Source organism: Novosphingobium ovatum (genome assembly GCF_009909235.1).
Classification (GTDB): domain Bacteria; phylum Pseudomonadota; class Alphaproteobacteria; order Sphingomonadales; family Sphingomonadaceae; genus Novosphingobium; species Novosphingobium ovatum.
On sequence record NZ_JAAAPO010000002.1, the window covers coordinates 132168 to 155616 of the forward strand.

Annotated in this window: 21 protein-coding genes; 4 read left to right on the forward strand and 17 right to left on the reverse strand. The window is 65.9% G+C overall.

Annotation, left to right across the window (positions count from 1 at the left end; translation table 11 throughout):
* Positions 1-187: 187 nt before the first annotated feature.
* The gene (locus GTZ99_RS04820; protein ID WP_161717170.1) at positions 188-1801 is read left to right on the forward strand and encodes a long-chain fatty acid--CoA ligase; all 1614 of its coding nucleotides are present in this window, start codon (positions 188-190) and stop codon (positions 1799-1801) included.
* 42 nt (positions 1802-1843) lie between these two features.
* On the opposite strand, the gene GTZ99_RS04825 is transcribed toward GTZ99_RS04820, so the two are convergent.
* The 5 genes from GTZ99_RS04825 to GTZ99_RS04845 all read right to left on the reverse strand — a co-directional run bounded on the left by GTZ99_RS04825 (position 1844) and on the right by GTZ99_RS04845 (position 7587).
* Positions 1844-2740: an HpcH/HpaI aldolase/citrate lyase family protein gene (locus GTZ99_RS04825; RefSeq protein ID WP_227711107.1), complete on the reverse strand. Its 897-nt coding sequence runs from the start codon at positions 2738-2740 to the stop codon at positions 1844-1846.
* 174 nt (positions 2741-2914) lie between these two features.
* Positions 2915-3346 carry a chemotaxis protein CheW gene (locus GTZ99_RS04830; RefSeq protein ID WP_161717171.1) on the reverse strand — a complete coding sequence of 144 codons (432 nt, stop codon included), beginning with the start codon at positions 3344-3346 and terminating at the stop codon, positions 2915-2917.
* A gap of 118 nt (positions 3347-3464) precedes the next feature.
* Positions 3465-3914 carry a flavin reductase family protein gene (locus tag GTZ99_RS04835; RefSeq protein WP_161717642.1) on the reverse strand — a complete coding sequence of 150 codons (450 nt, stop codon included), beginning with the start codon at positions 3912-3914 and terminating at the stop codon, positions 3465-3467.
* 176 nt (positions 3915-4090) lie between these two features.
* On the reverse strand, positions 4091-5152 hold the full coding sequence (locus GTZ99_RS04840) for a carbonic anhydrase family protein (protein ID WP_161717172.1): 1062 nt from the start codon (positions 5150-5152) through the stop codon (positions 4091-4093).
* Positions 5153-5262: 110 nt separating this feature from the next.
* The gene (locus GTZ99_RS04845; protein WP_161717173.1) at positions 5263-7587 is read right to left on the reverse strand and encodes an ATP-dependent helicase; all 2325 of its coding nucleotides are present in this window, start codon (positions 7585-7587) and stop codon (positions 5263-5265) included.
* A gap of 122 nt (positions 7588-7709) precedes the next feature.
* Between GTZ99_RS04845 and GTZ99_RS04850 the strand changes: the two genes are divergently transcribed.
* Positions 7710-9002 (forward strand): MFS transporter, encoded by a 1293-nt coding sequence (locus tag GTZ99_RS04850; protein WP_161717174.1) that lies wholly within the window; start codon positions 7710-7712, stop codon positions 9000-9002.
* Between the two features lie 32 nt (positions 9003-9034).
* Here GTZ99_RS04850 and rsmD read toward each other — a convergent pair whose 3' ends face one another.
* Both rsmD and GTZ99_RS04860 read right to left on the reverse strand, forming a co-directional pair.
* Positions 9035-9598, reverse strand: a complete 564-nt coding sequence (gene rsmD / locus GTZ99_RS04855; protein WP_161717643.1) for a 16S rRNA (guanine(966)-N(2))-methyltransferase RsmD — start codon at positions 9596-9598, stop codon at positions 9035-9037.
* On the reverse strand, positions 9598-11247 hold the full coding sequence (locus GTZ99_RS04860; RefSeq protein ID WP_161717175.1) for a pseudouridine synthase: 1650 nt from the start codon (positions 11245-11247) through the stop codon (positions 9598-9600). The genes rsmD and GTZ99_RS04860 overlap by 1 nt, the downstream gene beginning before the upstream one ends.
* 323 nt (positions 11248-11570) lie before the next feature.
* Between GTZ99_RS04860 and GTZ99_RS04865 the strand changes: the two genes are divergently transcribed.
* Complete coding sequence (locus GTZ99_RS04865) at positions 11571-13289, forward strand: AmpG family muropeptide MFS transporter (protein WP_227711108.1); 1719 nt, start codon at positions 11571-11573, stop codon at positions 13287-13289.
* On the opposite strand, the gene GTZ99_RS04870 is transcribed toward GTZ99_RS04865, so the two are convergent.
* The 4 genes from GTZ99_RS04870 to trpB are packed head-to-tail and all read right to left on the reverse strand — an operon-like array spanning position 13286 to position 17511.
* Entirely contained in the window at positions 13286-14614 is a 1329-nt protein-coding gene (locus GTZ99_RS04870; RefSeq protein WP_161717176.1) for a bifunctional folylpolyglutamate synthase/dihydrofolate synthase, read from the reverse strand. The genes GTZ99_RS04865 and GTZ99_RS04870 overlap by 4 nt on opposite strands.
* 22 nt (positions 14615-14636) lie before the next feature.
* Positions 14637-15497 (reverse strand): acetyl-CoA carboxylase, carboxyltransferase subunit beta, encoded by an 861-nt coding sequence (gene accD / locus GTZ99_RS04875; RefSeq protein WP_161717177.1) that lies wholly within the window; start codon positions 15495-15497, stop codon positions 14637-14639.
* Positions 15494-16294 carry a tryptophan synthase subunit alpha gene (gene trpA / locus GTZ99_RS04880; protein ID WP_161717178.1) on the reverse strand — a complete coding sequence of 267 codons (801 nt, stop codon included), beginning with the start codon at positions 16292-16294 and terminating at the stop codon, positions 15494-15496. The genes accD and trpA overlap by 4 nt, the downstream gene beginning before the upstream one ends.
* Positions 16291-17511 (reverse strand): tryptophan synthase subunit beta, encoded by a 1221-nt coding sequence (trpB, locus tag GTZ99_RS04885; protein ID WP_161717179.1) that lies wholly within the window; start codon positions 17509-17511, stop codon positions 16291-16293. Before trpB ends, trpA begins: the two co-directional genes overlap by 4 nt.
* A gap of 302 nt (positions 17512-17813) precedes the next feature.
* On the opposite strand from trpB, the gene GTZ99_RS04890 reads away from it, so the two are divergent.
* Positions 17814-18284 carry an outer membrane protein gene (locus GTZ99_RS04890; RefSeq protein ID WP_161717180.1) on the forward strand — a complete coding sequence of 157 codons (471 nt, stop codon included), beginning with the start codon at positions 17814-17816 and terminating at the stop codon, positions 18282-18284.
* A gap of 60 nt (positions 18285-18344) precedes the next feature.
* On the opposite strand, the gene GTZ99_RS04895 is transcribed toward GTZ99_RS04890, so the two are convergent.
* The 6 genes from GTZ99_RS04895 to GTZ99_RS04920 all read right to left on the reverse strand — a co-directional run bounded on the left by GTZ99_RS04895 (position 18345) and on the right by GTZ99_RS04920 (position 23207).
* Positions 18345-18983: a phosphoribosylanthranilate isomerase gene (locus GTZ99_RS04895; RefSeq protein WP_161717181.1), complete on the reverse strand. Its 639-nt coding sequence runs from the start codon at positions 18981-18983 to the stop codon at positions 18345-18347.
* A 10-nt stretch (positions 18984-18993) separates the two neighbouring features.
* Positions 18994-19485, reverse strand: a complete 492-nt coding sequence (locus tag GTZ99_RS04900) for a GNAT family N-acetyltransferase (protein WP_227711109.1) — start codon at positions 19483-19485, stop codon at positions 18994-18996.
* A 17-nt stretch (positions 19486-19502) separates the two neighbouring features.
* On the reverse strand, positions 19503-20180 hold the full coding sequence (gene pyrF / locus GTZ99_RS04905; RefSeq protein WP_161717183.1) for an orotidine-5'-phosphate decarboxylase: 678 nt from the start codon (positions 20178-20180) through the stop codon (positions 19503-19505).
* A gap of 2 nt (positions 20181-20182) precedes the next feature.
* Entirely contained in the window at positions 20183-20509 is a 327-nt protein-coding gene (locus GTZ99_RS04910) for a LapA family protein (protein ID WP_161717184.1), read from the reverse strand.
* 183 nt (positions 20510-20692) lie between these two features.
* Positions 20693-22006 carry an adenylosuccinate lyase gene (gene purB, locus GTZ99_RS04915; protein WP_161717185.1) on the reverse strand — a complete coding sequence of 438 codons (1314 nt, stop codon included), beginning with the start codon at positions 22004-22006 and terminating at the stop codon, positions 20693-20695.
* Between the two features lie 217 nt (positions 22007-22223).
* The gene (locus GTZ99_RS04920; protein WP_161717186.1) at positions 22224-23207 is read right to left on the reverse strand and encodes a division plane positioning ATPase MipZ; all 984 of its coding nucleotides are present in this window, start codon (positions 23205-23207) and stop codon (positions 22224-22226) included.
* Positions 23208-23449: the final 242 nt, after the last annotated feature.

Below are 23449 nucleotides of genomic sequence, written 5' to 3' on the forward strand. Positions count from 1 at the left end.
GGCAAGGGGGTGTGGGCATGGCTGTATCGCGCGGGCCCGCCTCTGCCAAACCCCATACGTAGGCTTTGCGCAATCCGCCTGTCGGGCACAGATCGGGGCTGGCCGGGGCAAGGGCTTCATGCTTTTCTACACTGGGCGCCAAGCGGCGGGGGCATGCATGCCATCCCGCCACAACAGAGAGGATCACATGGGCACGGGGATGCAGGATTGGCCGCTGCGGATTGGCACGATCATTGACCATGCCGAACGGCAGCACGCCACGCGCGAAATCGTCAGCCGCAGTTGCGAAGGGCCGATCACCCGCACCACCTATGCGCAGGTGGCGCAGCGGTCGCGGCGGTTGGCGGGCGCGTTGATCGCCATGGGCATTCAGCCGGGCGACCGCGTGGCAACGCTGGCATGGAACAACGCCCGCCATCTGGAGTGCTGGTATGGCATTTCGGGCGCGGGGGCGGTGTGCCACACGGTCAATCCGCGCCTGTACGAGGAGCAGATCGCCTTTATCATCAATGATGCCGACGATCAGGTGATCTTTGCCGACCTGACCTTTGTGGCCTTGCTGGAAAAGGTGGCGGATCGTTGTCTGGCCGGGCGCAAGCTGGTGCTGTTGACCGACCGCGCGCATATGCCCACCGACACCACGCTGGACCTGATCTGTTACGAGGAACTGCTGGAAAGCGGCGACCCCGCGACATCATGGGTTGAGGTGGACGAGAACGCGCCCGCCGGGCTGTGCTATACCTCTGGCACCACCGGCGCGCCCAAGGGGGTGGTCTATACCCACCGGTCGAACATCCTGCATGCGCTGATGATGCATGGCGGCAATGCGCTGGCCCTGACCGAGCGCAGCGTGGTGATGCCGGTGGTGCCGATGTGCCATGCCAATGCCTGGACGCTGGCCTTTTCCGCGCCGATGACCGGGGCAAAGCTGGTGCTGCCGGGGCCAAAGATGGATGGCGGTTCGCTGGTCGAACTGATCCATGGCGAGGGCGTCACCATGTCGGCGGGTGTGCCCACGGTGTGGATCGATGTGGCCGCCCGGCTGAAGGAAAGCGGGCGCGGCACGTTGCGCCGGGTGATCACCGCTGGTTCGGCCTGTCCGCGCTGGATGATGGGGGCGTTCGATGATCTGGGGGTGGAACTGGTCCACGCCTGGGGCATGACCGAACTCTCGCCGCTGGGCAGCTTTGCCCCCTTGCGCGCCGAAATGGACGATTGGGACGACGAGGCCAAGCTGAACCAGAGGCTGAAGCAGGGCGCGGCGCCGTATGGTGTCGATCTGCGGCTGGTGGATGATGCGGGCACTGAGCTGCCGCGCGATGGCGTGACGGGTGGGCGGTTGCAGGCGCGCGGGCCGGCCGTGGTCAGCGAATATTTCAAGGGCGCCGGCGGTAAGGTGCTGGACGATGAGGGCTGGTTCAACACCGGCGACATTGCCACCATCGACGCCCACGGCTTTGTCCAGATCACCGACCGCACCAAGGACGTGATCAAGTCGGGCGGCGAATGGATCAGCTCGATCGAATTGGAGAACGAGGCGTCCAGCCATCCCGCCATCCGCGAGGCCGCCGCCATTGGCCTGCCACATGACCGTTGGGGCGAACGCCCGATGCTGGTTTGCGTCCGGCGCGAAGGCGCCCATGTCGAGGCGCATGAAGTGCTGGAATGGCTGCGCGACAAGGTGGCCAAATGGTGGCTGCCCGATGCCATCGTCTTTGCCGATGACCTGCCGCACACCGCCACGGGCAAGCTGGACAAGGTGACGCTGCGCAAGCGCTACGAGGGCTTTACCCTGTCGTGATCAGAGGCGGGGCGGCGCAAGGGCCGCCCCCTTTTGCCGCGTTCAGGCCGTGGCCTTGGCGATGCGCTGGGCCAGCGCCACCAGCCGCCGCGCATCGTCCAGATGCAACAGTTCGGCCATTTTGCCCGCGACCTGAATCGCGCCTTTGCCCGCGTTTTCGGGCAGCGCAAAGGCATCGATCACCGCCTGCGCCCAGGTCAGATCGGCCTGCGACGGCGAAAACACCGCGTTGCAGGGATCGACCTGCGCGGGATGGATCAACGTCTTGCCGTCAAAGCCAAAGATCGCGCCCTGTTCGGCCTCGGCGGAGAAGCGGGCCAGATCGCGGAATTCGTTGCACACCCCGTCCAGCACGCACAGCCCATGCGCGCGCGCCGCCGCCACGGCCAGCGCCAGCATCGGGGCAATCGCCATGCGGTCGGGGGTCTGGCGCGACCGCATCTCCTTGGCCAGATCGTTCGGCCCGATCACCCACGCCGACAGTCGCGTCGATTTGGCCAGCGCGCCAATCTCGTCCAGCCGCAGCACTGATCCGGCAGTTTCGATCATCGTCCACAATTGCAATTCGGTCGGCGCGCCGGTCAGCGCCTCATGGTAACGCAGCACGTCCCGCGGCGAGGCAACCTTTGGCACCAGAATGGCGTCCGCCCCGGCGCGGGCCAGCGCCTCCAGATCGTCGGCCCCCCATGGCGTGTCCAGCCCGTTGACGCGGATCACCAGCTCACGATGGCCAAAACCGCCGGTATAGGCCGCCTTCAACGCGCCCTCGCGGGCGTCCTCCTTGGCCTCGGGCGCGACGGCATCCTCCAGATCCAGGATGATGACATCGGCAGGCAGGGTGCGCGCCTTGGCGATGGCCTTGGCGTTGTTGGCGGGCATGAACAGGGCGCTGCGGCGCGGCCGGGTGGCCAGCATGGCAAGGCGGGCGGTATTGGGCATGAGGCGTATCCCTTTGCGGCGGCAGGCGTCCAGCCCTGCGCATCGCCGCGCACCCTGCCCAAAGAGCCACGCGGGAACAAGCCGCCTTCGCAAATGCACAGGGACTTTTCGCCCTATGGCAAAGCACAGGGGCAGCGAGGCACCGGGCGGCCCGCGGCGCGCCGCTGTTACGCGCTAAAAACCGCCGGCAAAGCTGTTCTCGTCGTTCAGCGCCGACAGATTGAGCACCAGCACCATCCGGTCACCAATCGGCGCCAGCCCCTCAATAAAGCTGTAGTCGCTGGCGTTGGGCGGTGGTTGCAGCGGGGCATCGCCCAGATCGATCAGATCGGACACCGATTCGACAATCAGCCCCGATGATTTGCCGGCAATGTCGACAACGATGATCGCGTGTCGCTCATCCGGGTCGGTGCCGCCCCAGCCCAGCCGCGTGGCCAGATCGATCACCGGCAGGATGCTGCCGCGCAGATTGGCCATGCCCGCCACGTAATGAGGCACCCCCGGCACCCGAGTCACGGGCGACCATGCGCGAATTTCCCGGATGGCGGTGATATCCAGCCCGAACAGCTGTCCACCCACCTCGAACGTGATCAGTTCACGTGCCATGCCGCACCGCACCCCAAAAAAATCAGAACAGGGCGGCATTGTCACCGCCCCGGCCGTGGGTGCAATCGTAACTGCATTCATTTCCGCGCCAATTGTGCCGATCTGGCACAGGGCAGGATCAGACCTGCGCGGTGAAGCCACCGAATTTGCCGCGCAGGAACAACATGGGGTTGCCTTCGCGGCGCACGGCCATCTCTTCGACGGCGCCCAGCACGAACACATGGTCGCCCGCGTCCTGCACCGATGCGATGGTGCATTCGATGGTCAGTAAACATCCGTCCAGCAGCGGCAGCCCGCGCCCCGAGAGGCTGTAGTCAACGCCGGCGAACTTGTCGCCCTTGCCCGCCAATTGCCCGCACAGCGCGGCCTGATCGGCGCCCAGCACGTTGACGGCAAAGCGGCCGGTTTGTTCGATCGCACCCCAACTGGCCGAACGGCGGTCGGGCAGAAAGCCCACCAGCGGCGGGTCCAGCGAGACGGAGGTGAAGGTGCCCACTACCAGCACCAGCGGCGACCCGTCCGCCGCGACAGAGGTGATGGCGGCCACGCCGGTGGGGTAGTGGCCCATCACCTGACGGAACAGGGCGGAATCAAAGGCGGTGGTGGCAGTGGCGCTCACGTGGATGGTCCCCGGTCTGATGCCGGTTGCCCCGGCCTTGATGCACAGCCGTGCCAGACCTTTTTCGATGCTGCAAGTGCGAGATGGCGAAATATCCGAATTCGCCAACCCCGCGCGGCGCGGCCCTATGGATGGGCCACCACCGTCCGCCCACGCAGCGGCAGCACGCCGCGCGCATTGCCATGCGGGAACAGCGCGCGGAACCGGGCGATCTGGTCGGACGAGGCGGTGATCGGTTGTTGCAGCACCACCCAGCGCACGTTTTTGGGGAAATCGCCGCTTTCCAATTGGGCGGCGATGTCGCCTTCGGGTTCGTCACAGGTGGCCCCGAACGAGGCGGGCGCTGTCAGCGACCCGGCATAGCGCCACGAGGGCGCTAGCGGCCCCAGCACTCGCCCGGGGGCAAAGCCGGGGACGCTAATCGCTCCGCCTTGGGTGCTGCGCGGCAGGTCGGCGCGGTTCAGGATCTTGGCCAGTTCGGGGTGCGGCGCGCCGGGCCGGATCAACGCCCCGATCACCAGCAATGGATCGGTCTGCGCCGAGGATGCGGCGCGATCACAAGGCTTTGCCCCTTCGCGCAGAAAGACGAAATGCACCTCCATCGGCGCCAGATCGCCATCGATGCTGTGTTCGGACGGGGTGTGGAAATGGAACTGCAGCAGGTTGTACCGCACGCCGCCCACCTGAATGCTGCTGCTGCCGGGCGGGACATTGGCCTTGAGCGTGGCCCATTCGGCGTCGATGCCGCTCGCCGGGTCATGGGTGTTGACCACCGACAGAGTCGTGCTGGGCGCCCAATTGGCGATGATTGGCACGGGATAGATCGCGCTGGCCATCTGATGCGTGGCAATGTCGATCGGCGATTGGCGCAGGGCGGGCGAGACCGGATGTTCGCCCCCTTCGGGTGCCGCGTGTCCGCCCCCGTGCGGGCCGCTCTGCGGGCCGCCATGCTCGGCGCCGTGGGCAGCAGGGGGGGCGGCATGATCGGCGTTGTGTTCGACCGGCATTGCCTTGATCGTGGGATGCGGGCGCGGCCGTACCGGCCGTCCGATCGATTGCGGCGCGGCACTGGGGGGCTGGAAACCGGGGCGAAACGCGGCGGCACTGGCCCCGCGCCCTTGCGCCAGCAAAGGCGCGGCCACCGCCAGAACCAACCCGGCGCTCACCAACACAACCTGCCGCTTCATCACCTGCACTCCACCCGAAAAACCTGCCTCATGCCTAACAGAGCGGCCCCAGAACGTGGTGAAGTGGTGGATATGTGATGGTGCGTAGTCAGGTGGGGCGGTGTGCCTGTTCAGGCCGGCTTTACAAAGCTGTCCAGCACCCGCTTGCGCCCGGCCGTGTCAAAGTCGATCTCCAGCTTGTTCCCATCCTGCACGGCGATGGTGCCAGATCCGAACTTTTCATGGAACACCCGGTCACCCTTGCGCAGGTCAAGCCGGGGCTTGGCGGCGGAACTGACTGCGCTGCGGGTGTTTTCGGCGATGCGGCGCGCGGGGGCCAGCGGCTGCGCGCTGGCCCGTTGCCAGCCCGGCCCACGATGGTCGGCGCGCTGTGGGCGGTCCTGCGCGACATGGGCAAAGGGATCGGCCCGGTCATTCCACCCCGCCCGCCACAGTGAAGCGCCTCCGCTCAGGCTGCTTTCCTCGGCCACATGGGCGGGGGGCATCTCGGCGATGAAGCGGCTGGGGATCGAACTGGTCCATTGGCCATAGATCCGTCGATTGGCCGCGTGGCTGATGGTGCACTGGCGCCGCGCGCGGGTGATCGCGACATAGGCCAGACGCCGTTCTTCCTCCAGACTGGCCAGCCCGCCCTCGTCCAGCGAGCGTTGCGAGGGGAACACGCCTTCCTCCCATCCGGGCAGGAAAACATGGCTGAATTCCAGCCCCTTGGCGGCGTGGATCGTCATGATCGTCACCTTTTCGGTGTCGTCATTGGCGTCATTGTCCATCACCAGACTGACGTGTTCCAGAAAACTGCCCAGCGATTCATAATCTTCCATCGCGCGGGCCAGTTCGGTCAGGTTTTCCAGTCGCCCGGCGCTCTCGGCGCTTTTCTCCGCCTGCAACGCCCCGGTATAGCCGCTTTCGTCCAGCACCACGCGCGCCAGTTCGGCCGGGCTGGAGGTGCGCTCCATATCGCGCCAGCGGGCAAAATCGCGCATCAGCGCCAACAAAGTGCCGCGCGCGCGCGCGGGCAGTTCATCGGTGTCGGCAATATGCAGCGCGGCGGCGGCCAGCGGCATCCCCTGCGCGCGGGCATAGCGGTGCAGCTTTTCCAGCGTCTTGTCGCCCAGCCCCCGCTTGGGCGTGTTATAGATCCGTTCAAACGCCAGATCGTCGGACGGCTGTGCGATCAACCGCAAATAGGCCAGGGCGTCGCGGATTTCGGCGCGTTCGTAAAAGCGAAAGCCGCCGATGATGCGATAGGCAAGGCCGATGCTGATGAAGCGGTCTTCAAACTCGCGCGTCTGGAACTGCGCGCGCACCAGAATGGCGATGTGGTCCAGCGGCAGGCCTTCGCGCTCCAGCCGCTCGATCTCCTCGCCCACGCGTCGCGCTTCTTCTGGCCCGTCCCACACGCCGATGACGCGCACCTTGTCGCCGCCGGTCGCCTCGGTCCACAACTGCTTGCCCAGACGCTCGCTGTTCTCGCGGATCAGGCCCGCCGCCGCGCCCAGAATATGCGGGGTCGAGCGATAGTTCTGCTCCAGCCGGATCACTTTGGCGCCGGGGAAATCCTGTTCAAACCGCAGGATATTGGCGACTTCGGCCCCGCGCCAGCTATAGATCGACTGATCATCATCGCCCACGACACAGATGTTGGCCGGCTGCCCTGCGCCCTTTTGCGCCATCAGCCGCAGCCACAGATACTGGACCGAGTTGGTGTCCTGATATTCGTCCACCATGATATATTTGAACCGCTGCTGATATTGCTCCAGCACGTCACGGTGGCGGCGCAGGATCGCCAGCACATGCAGCAACAGGTCGCCAAAATCACAGGCGTTCAGCGCCAGCATCCGCTGTTGGTACAGGCGATAGAAATGCTGCCCCTTGCCATTGGCATAGGCCTCGCTTTCGCCCGCATCCAGATCGTCGGGCAGGATGCCGCGGTTCTTCCAGCGGTCGATGCAACTGGCCAATTGCCGCGCGGGCCAGCGCTTTTCGTCCAGCCCCTCGGCGACGATCAACTGCTTCAGCAGGCGCAACTGGTCATCGGTGTCGATGATGGTGAAATTGTTTTGCAACCCCACCAGTTCGGCATGGCGGCGCAGCATCTTGGCCGCGATGGCGTGGAACGTGCCCAGCCATGGCATCCCCTCAACCGCCGGGCCGATCAGATGGCCCACACGCTCGCGCATTTCACGCGCGGCCTTATTGGTGAAGGTGACGCACAGGATTTCGGATGGCCAAGCCAGCCTTTGCCCGATGATATTGCCCAGACGCGCGGTCAGCGCCGCAGTTTTGCCCGTGCCGGCACCGGCCAGCATCAGCACCGGCCCCTGTGTGGTCAGCACCGCCTCGCGCTGGGGCGGGTTGAGGCGCGAAAGCCATTCAGGCTCCTGACCCAAGGGGAAGGGGGAGAGCGCGGCGGAATCGGGGGGCAATTGGTCCATGGCGGCGGAACGCTTAGAGAACAAATGTCCCGCGCACAAGTCATTGGCAAGTCCACGCTCGCGCTTTTCCCCGCTTTTAGGGGTTGACCCGCAGGCACCATTCGACGCACCCCCTGTGCCCCATGAGCCAGAGCAAGATTCACCCCGTCCGCCAGCATTCCCGCATTCTGACCGCCGCCTTGGTGGGGACATCGGTGGAATTTTATGACTTCTATATTTTCGCCACAGCGACGGCGCTGGTCTTTGGCCCGACCTTTTTTCCAGAGGCAGCGCCCGGACGGCAATTGCTGCTGGCGTTCCTGACCTTTGGCATCGCCTTTGTCGCGCGGCCGGTGGGGGCGATTGCCTTTGGCCATTTCGGTGACCGGGTGGGCCGCAAAAGCACGCTGGTTGCCTCGCTGATGCTGATGGGGGGCTCGACGCTGGCGGTGGCGTTTTTGCCGACGTATCAACAGGCGGGCATTCTGGCGCCGATCCTGCTGTGCATCTGCCGCTTTGGTCAGGGCTTTGGTCTGGGCGGCGAATGGGGCGGGGCGGCCTTGCTGGCGGTGGAAAACGCGCCCAAGGGCTGGGAAATGCGCTTTGGCAGCGCGCCGCAATTGGGCGCGCCGGTGGGCTTTCTGGCGGCCAATGGGCTGTTTCTGGCGCTGGGCCTCTCGATGCCGGATGCTGATTTCAAGGCGTGGGGTTGGCGTGTGCCGTTCCTGCTCTCGGTCGTTCTGGTGGGCGTGGGGCTGTGGGTGCGGGTGAAAATCACCGAAACCGCCGCCTTTGCCAAGGAACGCGCCGCGCATCACGCGCCGCCTGCCGTGCCTTTTGGCGAACTGGTGCGCAACCATCTGCCCGCGCTGGTCTGGGGCAGCGCCGGGGTGGTGGCATGTTTCGCTCTGTTTTATCTGTCGACCGCCTTTGCCTTGGCACAGGGGACGGGGGTGCTGAAATATGCCCGCACCGGGTTCCTGACCGCGCAGTTGGCGGCCAATGTGTTTCTGGCGGCGGGCATCATCATGGCGGCGATCTGGTCGGATCGCTATGGCGCGCATCGGGTGCTGGCATGGGGCGCAGGCGCAGGCGCGGTGATCGGCATGGTGTTCTGGTTCGGCCTGGCCAGCGGCAGCCTGTGGGTGGTGTTCGCCACGCTGTCTGCAGCGCTGTTTGCCATGGGCATGGCCTATGGCCCACTGGGTGGATGGCTGGCGACGTTGTTCCCGGTACAGGTGCGCTATTCGGGCGTGTCGATGGCGTTCAACGTGGGCGGGATCATCGGCGGCGCGTTTACGCCAATCATCGCGCAACAATTCGTGGATGCGGGCAAGGGGCCTTGGGTGGGCGTGTTGCCGCTGGCGGCGGCGATCATCACGCTGATCGGCATCGCCCAGACGCGCCGCCGGCCGGACCTGCGCCCGGCCGGCTGACGGCCCAACCATTTAAGCGCCGGCTGACGCGGTTATTCTTCGGCGGGGGCCGCCGGGATCTTGCGCAGCAGGGTGATCTTGGCCTTGCCCACCTTGCGGTCGGACTCGATGTCAAAGCCGCGCACGCGCGGTTCTTCATCGGCATGGGTTTCCAGCGCCACCCATGTGCCTTCGCCAATCCAGCCCAGCCGGGCCAGCTTGTCGATCGCCACCTGTCCTGCGCCCGTGCCATATGGCGGGTCCAGCAGCACCAGATCATAGGGCACCTTTGCCGGGCCCAGCGCCATCACCGAACCGGCGCGCACATCACAGCGTGGCTGTGCGCGCAGGGCGGCGATATTGGCGCGGATGGCGCGCACGGCGCCCGGTGCCATTTCGGCAAACAGACAGCTCTCGGCCCCGCGCGACAAGGCCTCCAGCCCCAGCGCGCCCGAGCCTGCGAACAGGTCGGCCACGCGCAGGCCCTCGAAATCGCCCAGCCGCGACATCAGCATCGAGAACAAGGTCTCACGCGTGCGGTCGGCGGTGGGGCGGGTGTCGTCGCCCTCTGGTGCCTGCAATTTGCGGCCGCGCCATTCGCCAGAGATGATGCGGATCATGCCTGCGAGCCCCCCTTGTCGATCTTCAGCCCCTTGCGGAAACGCTCGACCGCCTGCGGGTGGATCTGGATCGCCGCGCCACGCGGCAGGTCCAGCAGTTCGAACGGGCCGTAACGGATGCGCATCAACCGGCTGACCTGCAGGCCCAGATGCTCCAGCACACGGCGCACTTCGCGGTTCTTGCCCTCGGTCAGGGTCAGTTCGATCCACTGGTTGCGGCCGGTGCGGCGCTCCATGTTGGCGTCGATGCGGCTGTAACGCACGCCTTCGATTTCCACGCCCTCGATCAGCTCTTCCAACTGATCCTGGGTGATGTCGCCAAATGTGCGGGCGCGATAGGTGCGCGGGATGCCACTGGAAGGCAGCTCCATGGCGCGCTTCAACTCGCCATCATTGGTCAGCAGCAACAGGCCTTCGGTGTTGATGTCCAGACGGCCGACCGGCATCACGCGCGGCGCGCCCTCGGGCAGGGCATTGCGCAGCGCGGTATAGATGGTCGGGCGACCGGCCGGATCACGCTCGGCGGTGATCAGACCGTCCGGCTTGTGAAAGGCATAGATCACCGTGGCTTCTGGCGCGCTGACGGGTTGATCATCGACGGTGATGTCCTTCAGGCTGGTCAGCAACAGCGCGGGGGTGTCGATCACCACCTCGCCCTGCTTGACCCGGCCTTCGGCAATCAGCCGCTCGACATCGCGGCGCGAGGCGATACCGGCGCGGGCCAGCAGCTTGGCGATGCGTTCGCCTTCCTCACCCTCGGCGCGCAAAGGGTTGGCGCTGTGGGTGATGGCGCGCGTGATGTTGCGGCGGGGCCGCTCGGTCAGGCGCTGGTTAGGCTGGGCATAGCCGTGGCCGGCGACGCGGCCCGGTCGCTCGGGGCCGTCGTTGCGGGGGCCGCGTTCGCCACGCACCGGCCGCTCGCCACGGGGCGCGCGCTCGGGCCGGTCATTGCGCTGGGGGCGGTCGTTGCGCTGGGGCCGTTCGGCCCGCTGCGGGCGGTCACCATGGGGCCGATCCGAGCGTTGCGGCCGGTCGCCATAGGGCCGGTCACCATAGGGGCGATCACCACGCGGGGCGCGATCCGGGCGCGGGCCACGGTCATCGCGCGGGCCACGCTCAGGCCGGGGGCCGCGATCGCCATAGGGACGCTCACCGGGGCGGCCATCACGCTGGGGGCGATCACCATAGGGGCGATCCGAGCGCTGGGGGCGATCGCCAAAGCCGCGCTGGGGACGGTCACCCTGCGGGCGGTCGCCACGCGGCGCGCGGTCATCACGCACAGGGCGGTTTTCCCAAGGCGCGCGGATATCGCCGCGCGGGGCGCGCTCATCGCGGTCAAAGCGTTGCGGACGGCCGTCACGCTGCGGGCGATCACCATAGGGACGGGCAGGGCGTTCGCCGCGTTCGGCGCGATCCGGGCGCGGGCCGCGATCGGGGCGATCGCCATAGGGGCGGGCAGGGCGCTCACCGCGTTCGGCGCGATCCGGGCGCGGGCCGCGATCGGGGCGATCGCCATAGGGGCGGGCAGGACGCTCACCGCGTTCGGGACGATCGCCACGGTCGGGGCGCGGCGGGCGCGGACCTTTGCCACGGGCCTCACGCGGGTCGCCCAGCCATTCGGCGCGGCGACGGTCAGCGTCGGTCATGGGCCGGTCACGGCCAGCGTTGCGGCCGCCACGCGCAGGCTTTTTGGCGGGGGCGTCACCGGCCGGCGCGTCCGAAGCGCGGGGCGAGCGGGTCAGCACTTTGCGCGGGGCATCACCACGCGCGGACGAAGAACGAGGGGGCCGCGAAGGGCCACGGGGCGTTTTGGGAGGAAGAGCCATGGCGGCCCCTTACGCGCAATACGGGCATCCGTCAAAATCTGGCGGGCGGGCGGCAAATTCTATGGGCATAAGCGTCTCGTTGGGGGATGGCCTTCGCGGCAATACCGGCTAGTCTGGCAACAAAGTGCAAAGGATCAAGACACATGGCCGCCACCGCCGCGACTGCTGCGACCACTGATCAGCCCGCCCCGGCGCCCCGCCCGCGGCCAAAGGGGCTGGCGCTCGTGCGTGTGGCGCTCTCCACGCGCAAATCGGCCTGCATGCTGGGTTTCGGCTTTTCCAGCGGGCTGCCTTTTGCGCTGCTGATCGGCACGCTCAACGCCTGGCTGGGCGAGGTGGGGATCAAGCTGGCGACCATTGGCGTGCTGTCGTGGATCGGCCTGTCCTATTCGTTCAAATTCCTGTGGGCGCCGCTGGTCGATCGCCTGCCGCTGCCGGTGCTGGAGCGTCTGGGGCGGCGGCGCAGCTGGATCCTGCTGTGCCAGATCGTGCTGACGGCGGGGTTTGGCGGGCTGGCGCTGACCAATCCGGTGGCGGCGATCGGGCCGTTTGCGGTGCTGGCCTTCATCGCCGCCTTTGCCAGCGCAACACAGGATATCGCCATCGACGCATGGCGCATCGACGTTGCCGATGAGCAATCCTCGGTCGAGCTGCTCTCGGCCATCTCACAGTTTGGCTATCGCATTGCGTCCATCGTGGGCGGCGCGCTGGCGCTGATGCTGGCCGCGCGGATGAGCTGGCCTGCCGTGTTCGCGTTGATGGCGGTGGTGATGGCGGCGATCATGCTGGTGACGCTGGCCGCGCCCGACACGCCGCGCGGTGAACTGGGCCAGTTGCACGAAACGCTGGGCGCGGTGGGCGAATTGCGCCCCAATGCCCGCGCGGCGCTGTTGTTTGTGGTGCTGGCCAGTTGGACCTGGGCGGTGGTGACGGTGGGCAGCTTCATGATCCGCGTGCTCAGCCCCGCGCCGGGCAGCGCCAAACCGCCCAGCGTGGCCGAATTTACCAAGGGCAGCGGGCCGTGGATCGTGGTGGCGACGGTGGTGGTGCCCTTTGTCATGGCGGCCATCGCCAACGGGCTGAAGACGCGCGGGCGATACGTGTTGGCGCAGGCCGAAGGCGCGCCCTCGGCCGTGCGGGGCATTGCCAACCATGTGTACGCCGCGCTGGTGGCCCCCTTGGCCGAACTGGCGCAAAGGCTGGGCGCGGGCGTGGTGGTGGTGATGGGCTTCATCCTCACCTATGCGCTCTCGTATAATCTGTGGTCCAGCTTTGCCTTTCCGTTTTATCTCGATCACCTGCACTATACCAAGGATCAGGTGGCATTCGCCTCCAAGATTTTCGGCATTTTCATGACGATGCTGGGGATCAGCCTGGGGGGATACCTGTTCGCGCGGCTGGGGCGGTTTCCGACTGTTCTGCTGGGCGCGATCCTGCCGGCGTTCGGCAATCTGCTCTATGCCGATCTGGCCGATGGCGGGCATGTGATCGACGCCTTTGCGCGAGTGACCGGGATTGGTTTTGTCGCTGACGCGTTGGGATCAGATCTGCGCATGACACGGCTGTTGCTGGCGATCTGCTATGAAAACATCGCCACCGGCATCGCGGGGACGGCCTTTGTCGCCTATGTCTCCAGCGTGGTGTCGCGCCGGTTCACCGCGATCCAATACGCGCTGTTGTCATCCCTGACGTTTCTGGTGGGCACATTGGGGCGCGGTGTCGCGGGCGAGGCGTTTGACGCCTATGGCTATGGCCCGGTGTTTCGCGCGATGGCGCTGGCCGGCGTGGTCAGCGTGTCCTTCGTGGTGTTTGAATGGGCGCGCGTTGCCCGGATCGAGCGGCGCGCGGCCAAGCAGGCTTAATCCGGGAATTCCAGATTGCGGCGCAGCACGTCGCCCGCCAGATAAAGCGAGCCGCAGATCAGCACATCGCCCTGTTCGGGCAGGGCGGCGATGGCGGCTTCGACATCATCGCAGGGGCGTACAGGCAGCGGGGTGTGCGCGGCAAAATCCTCGGGCGTATGCGCGTCATGACCCGGCGCGGGCACGACCGAGACCGAGAGCAAACGATCCGTCAGCGGCGTGACAATCGCCGAAGGGTCCTTGTTCGCCAGCATGCCCATGATCAGATGCACCGGCGGGCGGGTGGCGAAATGGCGGGCGATGGCCGCGCCCGCATCAGGGTTGTGACCACCGTCCAGCCACACTTCGCGCGTGGGATTGGCGCGGCGGGCCAGCGCGACCAGCGGGCCTTCGTTCAGCAATTGCAGGCGCGCGGGCCAGCGGGCGGCGCGGATGCCCTGTGCCATCGCTTCTGGCGTTACCGTCAGGCGCGATTGCGCGCGCAACATGGCGACCGCCAGCGCGGCATTCTCGGCCTGATGGCGCCCGGCCAGCATCGGCAGCGGCAGGTCCAGCGTGCCGGCGGCATCGCGATAGGCGATGGTATCGCCAATCTGCGCCGACCAGTCACGCCCACGGCGCAGCCATGGCGCGCCCGATGCGGCCGTCAGCGCGGCGATCTGTTTCTCGGCACGGGGCGGGTAATCCAGCGTCACCAGCGGGGCGTGCGGCCGCGTGATCCCGGCCTTTTCCCAGGCGATGCGGGCCAGCGGGTCGGCAGGCGCGCCGTCTTCGGGGCGCAGCAGAAAGCCTTCGTGGTCAATGCCCAGCGTGGCGATGCCGGTGACCAGCGGGTCGGGGATGACATTGGTCGCGTCCAGCCGCCCGCCCAAACCCACCTCGATCACGCAGGCGTCGGCGGGCGTCTCGGCAAAGGCGAGGAAGATCGCGGCGGTTGTCACCTCGAAGAAGGACGGCCCCAGATCGCCGCCCGCCTCATTGGCGTCCAGCACGCGGGCCAGCAGATCGGCCAGATGATCGTCGGATATCAGCGCCCCGTTCAGCCGGATGCGCTCGTTATAGCGGACCAGATGCGGCTTGGTGGCGGAATGGACGCTCAGCCCCTGCGCCTCCAGCATGTGGCGCAAATAGGTACAGGTGCTGCCCTTGCCATTGGTGCCCGCGACATGGAACACCGGGGGCAGGCGGCGCTGGGGATTGCCCAGGCGGTCCAGCAGCCCCTCGATGATCTCCAGCCCCAAACGGCCCTGCGGCACCGACAATGCGCCCAGTCGCGCCAGTTGCGCGGCCACGCGCGGGTGGTCGGAAATGGCAAAGTCCTTCACCGCACCACCCTTGTCTGCGTCCTCAGGCGGCCCTGGCCGGGGTCAGGTAACCCAGCACCGTGGCCAGCGTTGCCTTCAGGTCGTGGCGCTTGACCACCATGTCGACCATGCCATGCGCGTGCAGATATTCGGCGCGCTGGAACCCTTCGGGCAGCTTTTCGCGGATGGTGTCCTGAATGACGCGCTGCCCGGCAAAGCCGATCAGACAGCCCGGTTCGGCAATATGCACATCGCCCAGCATCGCATAGGACGCCGTCACGCCGCCGGTCGTCGGATCGGTCAGAACGACGATATAGGGCAGGCCTGCCGCGTTCAGGCGACGCACCGCAACGGTGGTCTTGGGCATCTGCATCAGCGAGAGGATGCCCTCCTGCATGCGCGCGCCACCAGCGGCGGTGACGATGACATAGCCGCATTTTTCCTTGAGCGCGCGTTCGGCGCCCGCGACAAAGGCCGCGCCCACCGCCATGCCCATCGATCCACCCATGAAGTGGAAGTCCTGCACGCCCAGCACCACCTTGATGCCCTCGACCGTGCCGACCGCGTTGGTCAGCGCGTCAGGGTGCGGGTTGGCCGCGCGCGCCGCCTTCATCCGCGCCGGATAAGGCTTGGAGTCGCGGAATTTCAGCGGGTCTTCCTTGACCTTGGGCGTGGGCAGGACGGTAAAACCGGTGTCCAGCAGATGCGCCATGCGGGCGTCCGTGCCAATGCGGCCATGGTGTTCACACCGGGGGCAAACCGACAGATTTGCCTCATATTCCTTGGTGAACAGCATCTCGCCACAGTTGCGGCACTTCACCCACAGGTTGTCGGGGGTGCTGTCTTCCTCTTTCTTGGTGCCAAGCGAGGAGAGCGAATTGCGAACTTTGTTGAGCCAGCTCATGCGGTTGCCTTAGCGCCATGAACGGCGTCTGCCAAGGCGGCGGTGAGCGCGCGCACAGGTTCTGCCGCATCGGCGCCATGCGTGGCAACCAGATCAACCAGCGCGCTGCCCACCACCACGCCATCGGCATGGGCGGCAAAGGCGGCGGCCTGATCGGGTGTGCGCACGCCAAAGCCGACGACGACCGGGATGTCGGTGGCCGATTTGATGCGGTCCATGGCGTCCTTGATCGAATCGACGGCGGCCTGCTGCTTGCCCGTCACGCCCGCGACCGAGACGTAATACAGGAAGCCCGACGAACCGTTCAGCACCGCGGGCAAACGCGCCGTGTCAGTGGTGGGGGTGGCCAGGCGGATGAAGTCCACGCCCGCCGCGCGCAGGGCAGGACCGATTTCGCTGTCTTCCTCGGAGGGGATGTCGACGCAGATGATGCCATCGACGCCCGCATCCTGACATTGCGCGGCAAACCATTCCGGCCCGCGCGCGATCATCGGATTGGCATAGCCCATCAGCACCAGCGGCACATCGGGGTGCCGGGCGCGGAACGCCTTGGCGATGGCAAAGATCGTGGCGGTCTTGGTACCGGCGGCCAGCGCGCGCAGATTGGCGGCCTGAATCGCCGGGCCATCGGCCATGGGGTCGGTGAACGGCATGCCCAGCTCGATCACATCGGCGCCACCGGCCACCAGCGCGTCCAGAATGGCGGGCGTGGCGTCCGGCGTGGGATCACCCCCGGTGACAAAGGTCACAAGGGCAGGGCGGCCTTTGGCAAAGGCGGCGGAAAGACGGGCGCTCACAGTTCCACCCCCAGCTTGTCGGCAATGGTGAAGATGTCCTTGTCGCCGCGGCCGGACAGGTTGACGATGATGATCTTGTCCTTGTCCATTTGCGGGGCCAGCTTGGGCAGGGCGGCCAGCGCGTGGGCCGATTCCAGCGCCGGGATGATGCCCTCCAGCGAACAGCACAGCTGGAACGCCTCGACCGCTTCATCGTCGTTCACCGGCAGATATTTCACCCGCCCGATCTCGTGCAGCCAGCTATGCTCCGGCCCGATGCCGGGGTAATCCAGACCGGCGCTGATCGAATGCGCCTCGGTGATCTGGCCGTCCTCGTCCTGCAACAGATAGGTCTTATTGCCATGCAGGATGCCCGGCTTGCCCCCGGTCAGCGATGCGGCGTGGGCATTGGTATCAACGCCATGGCCACCGGCCTCGATCCCGACCATCGCCACATCGGCGTCATCCAGAAACGGATGGAACAGGCCGATGGCGTTGCTGCCACCGCCCACCGGCGCGATCAGCATATCGGGCAGGCGGCCCGTGCGCGCCAGCATCTGGGCGCGGGCTTCGCGGCCGATCACGCTTTGGAAATCGCGGACCAGTTCGGGATAGGGGTGCGGGCCGGCGGCGGTGCCGATGATGTAGAACGTGTCATGCACGTTCGCCACCCAATGGCGCAGCGCCTCGTTCATCGCGTCCTTCAGCGTGGCAGCGCCGCTGGTGACAGGCACCACCTCGGCGCCCAACAGCTTCATGCGGAAGACGTTGGGCTGTTGGCGGGCGACGTCGGTCGCGCCCATGAAGATCGTGCAGGACAGGCCAAAGCGGGCGCAGACGGTGGCGGTGGCCACGCCATGCTGGCCCGCGCCGGTTTCGGCGATGATCTTGGTCTTGCCCATGCGGATCGCCAGCAGGATCTGGCCGATGCAATTGTTGATCTTGTGCGCGCCGGTGTGGTTCAGCTCCTCGCGCTTGAACCAGATCTGCGCGCCGCCCCAATGCTCCGTCAGGCGGGGCGCGAAATACAGCGGGCTGGGACGGCCCACGTAATGCTCCAGCAGATCCTCGAACTCGGCCTTGAAGGCGGGGTCGGCCTTGGCGGCCTTGTACTCGCGCTCCAGATCCAGGATCAGCGGCATCAGCGTTTCGGCGACATAGCGCCCGCCGAACTGACCGAAGTGGCCATTTTCGTCCGGCAGATTGCGCAGCGAATTGGGAGCAAGGGGTGCGTTCATGATGGGTCAAGCGCCTGCCACGCCCGCGCGCCGCTGTCCAGAGGATGCGCGCATGTCCCATGGGGCGAATTATGCCTTTGGTCAGGGGCGGGAGGGCGGCATCGGTCTGTCGCGCCCACGCCACGGCGTACCTTTGACGACAATTAAGGCGTGGGCTGCCGCAATCGCGGTTTGCCGCGGGGTTGCGTCATAACCTGAAAGGTTTCTGACAATCGCCTGAAAATCGGGTTCATTTTCCCGACAGGCGGTGGCGCGCAATCCGGTTGTCGGGTGCTGAACCCCACAGCAACACGGAGATTTCTATGCGTCTGGTTCTTCTCACGCTCGGCCTGTCGATGGCGGCGGCCACGCCTGCCCTTGCCCAAAGCGGCAGCGGGGAATACGGGGCACGCGCCGAAGTGCGCAGCGGCCTTGGCTGGCAGGATGGGCAAAGTGCGCAAGCCACCCTGGGTGCGGCAATTGGCTATGACTTTGCCACGGGCGGCGGCACCTTTGTCGGTGTCGAACAGTCGGTGGACAAGGTGCTGACCAGTCAGGACAAGACTCGCTTTGCCACCACCGCGCGCTTTGGCACGGCCCTTACGCCCAAGGACAAGGTCTATGGCCTGGCCGGCTACCAGTATGGCGTGGGCCCCAATGCCACGCAGGTGGGTGCGGGTGTCGAGCACAATTTCGGCCCGGTCTATGGCAAGGTCGAATATCGCCACAATTTCAGTGAGGATCAGGCCCGCGACAGCAACGCCGCCCTTGTCGGCTTTGGCGTGCGGTTCTGACCTCTAACCGATCCCTCCCGGCAAAGGGGTGGTGGGCTTGCCTGCCACCCCTTTGTGGCGTCAGGATTCCCGCGCGGCGCGGCAGAATTGGGCGATTTTGGCCGCGTCCTTGATCCCGCGCCCGCTTTCCACGCCAGACGAGACATCGACGAAATCGGCGCCGGTGATGCGGATGGCTTCGGCCACATTGGTCGCGTCCAGCCCTCCGGCCAAAATCCACGGTAAGGGGTGGCGGCGACCAGCCAACAAGCTCCAGTCGATGCGCAGCCCTGTGCCGCCCCGCAGGTCGTGGTCTTCGGGCGGCTTAGCATCATATAAAACGCGATCGACGGCTCTAGCATAAATGTTGGCTTGGTTCAGACTTTCCCTGATGCCAATCGCCTTCCAAGTTTCCAGTCCATGCCGACTACGAATTTGTTCGGCCTGTTTATTGCTTTCTGTCCCATGCAATTGGATCACGTCCAGCGCCACAACGTTGCACGCATGGGTCAGGAAATCACCTGCAGGATTAACAAACAGCCCCACGACCTTGGCCCGGCCCGCCACATGCGCGGCCAGCGCGGCGGCCTGTTCCACGCTGACATTGCGCGGGCTTTTGGGAAAGAACACCAGCCCGACATGGGTCGCGCCAGCCGCCAGCGCGGCATCGACGCCCGCCCTGTCCGACAGGCCGCAAATCTTGATCGCCATCTTGGTCATGCCCGCGCCCTTACCCCAAAGCGCAGGCCAGCACCACCATCGAGAGATGATCGCCCCCAACGCCCGGGAACGGCCGTGTCTCACCCGTGCGGGCATAGCCGCGCCGCTGATAATAAGCGATCAGTTCGGGTCGGGCGGAAATGACCGTCATTTCCATTGTCTGCGCGGCAAAATGGTCGCGCGCGGCCTCATGCGCCGCGGCGATCAGCGCGCGGCCGATGCCTCCCGCCTGCAACGCGGGGTCAACGCAAAGCATCCCCAGATAGGCCACGCCCGCGCCCCGATCGGTGACGCACACGCATCCCGCCAGCGCGCCCGCAGCGCCATCGCGCACCAGCACGCGCACCGTGGAATCGGCCAACAGCGCCTGCAATTCGGCCAAGGTGATCCGCTCGTCCGACAACAGATCGGCCTCATGCGTCCAGCCGCGCCGGGCGCTGTCACCGCGATAGCCGCTTTCCACCAGCGCCTTGAGGGCGGCGGCATCACCGGGGTCAGCCATGCGGATCGGCATGGGAATTACAGCGTGCCCTCGATCGCGCGGGCGGCGGCCAGCGGGTCTTCGGCGCGGGTGATCGGGCGGCCAATGACCAGCACGCTGGCCCCGGCATCGCGCGCCATGCGCGGGCTGACCGAACGCTTTTGATCGCCCAGCGAGCCATCGGGCAAACGCAGCCCCGGCACGACGAAAAAGCCGTCCTTCCACTGCTTCTTGATCGCGCCCACCTCGTGGCCGGAACAGACGATGCCGTCCAGACCCGCGCTATGCGCCAGATCGGCCAGACGCAGCGCCTGATCGTGGGCGTTGGCCGACACGCCGATGCTGGTCAGATCATCATCGTCCAGACTGGTCAGCACCGTCACGGCCACCACCTTGGTGTTTTCGCCTGCGGCTGCCTTGGCGTCCTCCATCATGGCGCGGCCACCGGCAGCGTGGATCGTCACGATGCTGGGCTGCAGCACATGGATCGCCTGCATGGCGGCGGCCACCGTATTGGGAATATCGTGCAGTTTCAGATCCAGAAAGATCGGCAGGCCCACCTTGGCCAATTCATGCACGCCATGGTGCCCATGCGCGCAAAAGAATTCCAGCCCCAGCTTGATCCCGCCGACATGGTCCTTGACCTTGCGGGCCAGCGCCTCGGCGGCGTCCAGACGGGGCAGGTCCAATGCGACGTAGATGGGGTTGTGGTGCATGGTCACTTCTCTGTTCTGTGTCCGGCCTGTTCGGCGTCCAATTGTGTCTTTGTCGCCAGAGGCGGCGTGGGCGTGGATGCCCGAATGGTGTTTTCCAGCGTGGCGATGCGGCGTTTCAATCGCCAGCCAATCGCCTTTGCCCGAATCCACATCGGAACAAGGCCCGCCAGAAAGAATGCCAATGCGACAAACCCGACCGGCCAGTCCAGATGCAGATAGCCGCTATCGAGCGGCCACACGTTGACCGAGGCCAATTGCCAGTTCATCGCCACAAAGGCAGAAACCACCACCGCGATCAGCACCCAGATGATGGTGCGGATGATATCCATGGCCAAACGCCCCTTTGCGTACCCTTGCGGTCGATTGCGCCATGCCATGGCGGCGATGGCAATCCTCTGGGCACGCAACCTAGGGCGGTTTTGCCCCAAAGGGAAGGGGGCAAAGGGGGGATCAGCCCGGCAACGCCGGGGTCATGCCGCAGCATTTCCCCAAGCGCGCCAGACTGTTACCGATTATTCGCCGAACACGCGGGCGAAAATGGTGTCGATCCCCTTGAAGTGGTAATCAAGGTTGAACTTGTCTTCCAACTGCGCCGGGGTCAGCGCGGCGGCGACTTCGGGGTCGGCCTTCAACAGTTCAAGCAGCGAGAGCTGGCCATCGCTCTCCCACACCTTCATCGCGTTGCGCTGCACCAGACGGTAGGACGCGTCACGCTCCAGCCCCGCCTGCGTCAGCGCCAGCAGCACGCGCTGCGAGTGGACCAGACCGCCCATGCGGTCGAGGTTCTTCTGCATGCGTTCGGGATAGATCACCAGCTTGTCGACCACGCCGGTCAGGCGGGCCAGCGCAAAGTCCAGCGTGATGGTGGCGTCGGGGCCGATGAAACGCTCGACCGAGGAGTGCGAGATGTCGCGCTCGTGCCACAAGGCGACGTTTTCCAGCGCGGGGGTGACGGCGCTGCGCACCATGCGGGCCAGACCCGTCAGGTTTTCGGTCAGCACCGGGTTGCGCTTGTGCGGCATGGCCGACGAGCCCTTTTGGCCGGGCGAGAAATATTCCTCGGCCTCCAGCACTTCGGTGCGTTGCAGGTGGCGGATTTCCACGGCCAGACGCTCAATGCTGCTGGCGATGACGCCAAGGGTGGCAAAGAACATGGCGTGGCGGTCACGCGGGATGACCTGCGTGCTGACCGGCTCGACCGACAGGCCCATCTGCTCGGCGACATATTCCTCGACGCTGGGGTCGATATTGGCAAAGGTGCCGACCGCGCCCGAAATGGCGCAAGTGGCGATTTCGGCGCGCGCGGCGATCAGGCGCGTCTTGCAGCGGTCGAACTCGGCATAGGCCTCGGCCAGCTTCTTGCCAAAGGTGGTGGGTTCGGCGTGGATGCCGTGGCTGCGGCCGATGGTGGGCGTGTATTTGTGCTCCATCGCGCGGCGCTTGATCGCGGCCAGCAGCGCGTCGATATCGGCCAGCAGCAGATCGGCGGCGCGGGCCAACTGCACCGCCAGCGTCGTGTCCAGCACGTCCGACGACGTCATGCCCTGGTGCATGAAGCGCGCCTCGGGGCCGACCTGCTCTGCCACCCAGTCCAGGAACGCGATTACGTCATGCTTGAGGATGGCTTCCTTGGCGTCGATCGCGGCGACGTCGATGCCGGGGTTGGTCTGCCACCAGTCCCACAACGCCTTGGGGCCGCTCATCGGCACAACGCCCAGTTCGCCCAGCTTTTGCGTGGCGTGGGCTTCGATCTCGAACCAGATCTTGTAGCGGGCTTCGGGTTCCCAGATGGCGGTCATCGCCGGGCGGGCATAGCGGGGTACCATGGTGTCCTCCGTGTGCGGGTCTGTGGGTCAGGGGGCGCGGGATGCGCGCGTGTCTTGGCCGCGCCGCTAGGCCGGGACGCGCCCAAACGCAAGGGTTGAGGCCCCGAAAAGCGCCCAAGACGCAAATCACCCCCGCCACATCGCCCGGTTAGGGGGCGTGGCGGGGGCGGTGCGACCCGTCAGGCGGGGGTATAGGGGTGGGGCGGGCGGCGGACCGTCAGGCCGCGACCGAGCCTGCGGCCAGATCGGCGACAATATCGGGCATCGGCAGGTTTTCGGCGCGGGGCGCGTATTCCTCGATGTTCAGATCGGCCATCAGGGTGGTGATTTCATCACGGGCCTGCGCCTTCATGTGGTGCAGGCTGGGGATGTGGCGCAGGTCCAGATGGGTCAGGCCCAGCAGGAACAGCTCGCGGTAGGCAACGCGTTCGCTCATGCCCGATCCCACGCGGAAACCGACATTGGGGGCCAGGCGGGCCAGCGCCGCCTCGAACCGGGCCTGGTTGTGGCTGGAACCCGAACGCAGGCGGTTGGGCATCACCAGCCAGTCGAGGTCAGACAGGTTGCGGCGCAGGCGCTCCTCGCGCAACTCGCTGACCATGCGCGAGAAAAAGCCCGCGCTGACGACTTCGAGCGTGGTCGGGTTGAACCGGCCCAGCAGGTCCAGATCGACAAAGGAGCTGTTGATCGGCGTCAGCAGCGTGTCGGCCATGGCGATCGCCCGGCGGGCCAGCGGCGAATCCGAACCGGCAACGTCAATGATGATATAGTCGGATTTCCACCCGATGCGGGCAATTTCCTGACACAACAACGCGCCCGTGGTGTGGGCAACGGCGGTATAGGTCGGGCTGGGCAGATCGACATCCAGCCGGCGCGAGGTCGCCTCGCGGAAGGAGAGGGCGCGCGCCAGCGACTGCTGCCGGAAGTCCAGATCGATGGCCGATACCGAATAGCCCGCATCGCACAGCGCGATGCAGGTATGGAACGCCAGCGTCGACTTGCCAACGCCACCTTTTTCATTGGCGACCACGATGATCCGCCCATCGGGGCGCGGCCGCGAGGCAATATCATTGACCACGACCAGCGGATGTTCGCCCTCGTGATTGACATTGCGGCGCGGGGCCGACGCGCTGGGCGGCGGGGTGATGCGGATCGGTTTCGTATCGGCAGCCTGAGGCAGTCTGAACAAGCGCTTGAACACGCGGCGATCCATTCGTGGTAAGTGTTTCCCCGAGATTCGGAGGCGATGGATTTGAAGATCCAGATTCGTTCCGATTCCTGTGGAAATATACTTAAAATTTACGCGTTAGGAAGCGGTAATGCGTGGCGGTCACGTCAATCATTGCACTGCAAAATCGCCGGAAATGCAGCAGGGTACTTACGTCAAATTACGGATTTATGGCAATTTTGACCTTGGCATCCGGCATCGCCGCATTCTTGCGA